This window comes from uncultured Thermomonas sp. (assembly GCF_937872235.1).
GTDB lineage: Bacteria > Pseudomonadota > Gammaproteobacteria > Xanthomonadales > Xanthomonadaceae > Thermomonas > Thermomonas beijingensis.
This window is the reverse complement of sequence record NZ_CALMPC010000137.1, coordinates 1-1,885: the sequence shown is the minus strand read 5'-3', so window position 1 is coordinate 1,885 and position 1,885 is coordinate 1. Positions and strand designations below refer to the sequence as shown.

The following is a 1,885-nucleotide window of genomic DNA, read 5'->3' as shown; positions in this document are numbered from 1 at the left end:
GCGTTCTACTACCTGCGCGTGATCAAGGTGATGTATTTCGATGAACCCGTCGGTGAGCCCGTGCTGCCGCGTGATGACCGCCTGCTGCGCCTCGTGTTTGCTGTCAATGCACTGGGGCTGTTGGTGCTGGGGATGTTCTGGAGCCCGCTGATGGCGTGGTGCCAGGCCGCGTTCACCGGTTGATTCAAGCCTGGCGGGCAGCTTCAGCGGTTGCACTTTGCATGGACGGCGGCTAAGGTGACGGCTGCCGTTCATTGGATGAACACCTGCTCGCATGTCGTCGCCTGCCGATGAACTCGACATCGCCATCCTGCGCCAGCTTGCCGACACGCCGCAGGCCAGCCAGCGTGATTTGGCGCGCCGCGCCGGGGTGTCGTTGGGCAGCCTCAACTATGCCCTGCGCGCCTTGATCGACAAGGGTTGGGTCAAGGTCGGCAATTTTGGCCGCAACCCCAACAAGCTGGGGTACGCCTATCTGCTGACACCGCATGGATTGGACGCCAAGGCGCGGCTCACCCGTGCGTTCCTGGCGCGCAAATTGCGCGAATACGACAACCTGCATCTGGAAATCCAGCGTCTGCAAGCCGAAATCGAAACCGAAGCCGAAGCCGCAACCGGGCAGGGCAGTGCCAGCCACGGGGGCAGCGCCGAATGACCGCGCCGGTCGCCGTGCAACGCAATCAAACCGCCCATTGGTATTGCGTGCATACCAAGCCGCGTGCGGAAGCACAGGCGTTGGAGCATTTGCAGCGGCAGGCGTTTGAATGCCTGCTGCCGCGCATCCAGCACAGCGTGCTGCGTGGCGGCCGCCGCCAGCGCGTGGTGGAGCCGCTGTTTCCGCGGTACTTGTTTTTGCGCGCCAACCCGGAACAGCAAAGCCTGGCGGCAGTGCGTTCCACGCGTGGCGCACTGGGCCTGGTGCGGTTTGCCAATCTGCCCGGCATCGTGCCGCAAAGCTTGATCGACGGCCTGCACCGCGATACCGATGCGCAAGGTGTCATCGTGCAAGCCGACGCCCACCCGCAACCGGGTGATGCGGTGACCGTCATTGCCGGTGCATTGGCGGGTCTGCGCGGCGTGTATTGGCAGATGCGTGGCGACCAGCGCGCCGAGGTATTGCTGCAACTGCTGGGCGGCGCGCAACGCGTGCTGCTGGCGCAGGAAAGTTTGCAAAAAGCAGGGCCTGCCCAGCTGTCATAAACGGCCGGCTTCGCACAATCCATGCCCCACGGCCCGACGGACACGCCGATGCAACCGTAGGGCGGTAGCGTGCCAAACACGGGATCAACCTTTCGATGATGACACTTTCCAACACCCGCATCGCCCTGATCGGCCTTGGCTACGTTGGCCTGCCGCTGGCGGTGGAATTTGGCAAACGCTATCCCACCGTGGGCTTCGATATTCGTGCCGCCCGTGTCGAAGAACTGCGGCGCGGCCACGACAGCACGCTGGAAGTGGAGCCCGACTTGCTGGCCCAGGCCACGCAGCTCGATTTCACCCATCAACTGGCCGACATTGCCCAGTGCACTGTCTATATCGTCACCGTGCCCACCCCGATCGATGCCGCCAAGCGTCCCGACCTGACCCCGCTGGTCAAGGCCTCCGAAGCCATCGGCAGCATCCTCAAGCGCGGCGACACCGTGATCTACGAATCCACCGTGTATCCCGGCTGCACCGAGGAAGTCTGCGTGCCCATCCTGGAGCGCGTCTCCGGCCTGCGCTTCAATGTCGATTTCTGCGTCGGCTACAGCCCCGAACGCATCAACCCCGGCGACAAGGCCCACCGCGTCACCAATATCCTCAAGGTCACCTCCGGCTCCACCCCGGCAACCGCCGACTTTGTCGATGCCCTCTACGCCAGCATCATCACCGCCGGCACCCACAA

The 1,885-nt window shown here is 63.8% G+C and carries 2 protein-coding genes and 2 pseudogenes; all 4 read left to right on the top strand.

Translation table 11 applies throughout. From position 1 onward, the window contains the following. Positions 1-183, top strand: a pseudogene (locus QWB57_RS11870) (NADH:ubiquinone oxidoreductase subunit N); the annotation flags it as partial. 91 nt (positions 184-274) lie between these two features. Beyond that, on the top strand, positions 275-655 hold the full coding sequence (locus tag QWB57_RS11865) for a MarR family EPS-associated transcriptional regulator (RefSeq protein ID WP_288969690.1): 381 nt from the start codon (positions 275-277) through the stop codon (positions 653-655). Further along, positions 652-1,200 (top strand): transcriptional activator RfaH, encoded by a 549-nt coding sequence (locus QWB57_RS11860; RefSeq protein WP_223627207.1) that lies wholly within the window; start codon positions 652-654, stop codon positions 1,198-1,200. Before QWB57_RS11865 ends, QWB57_RS11860 begins: the two co-directional genes overlap by 4 nt. A 95-nt stretch (positions 1,201-1,295) precedes the next feature. Then, positions 1,296-1,885 (top strand): annotated as a pseudogene (locus QWB57_RS11855) (Vi polysaccharide biosynthesis UDP-N-acetylglucosamine C-6 dehydrogenase TviB); the annotation flags it as partial.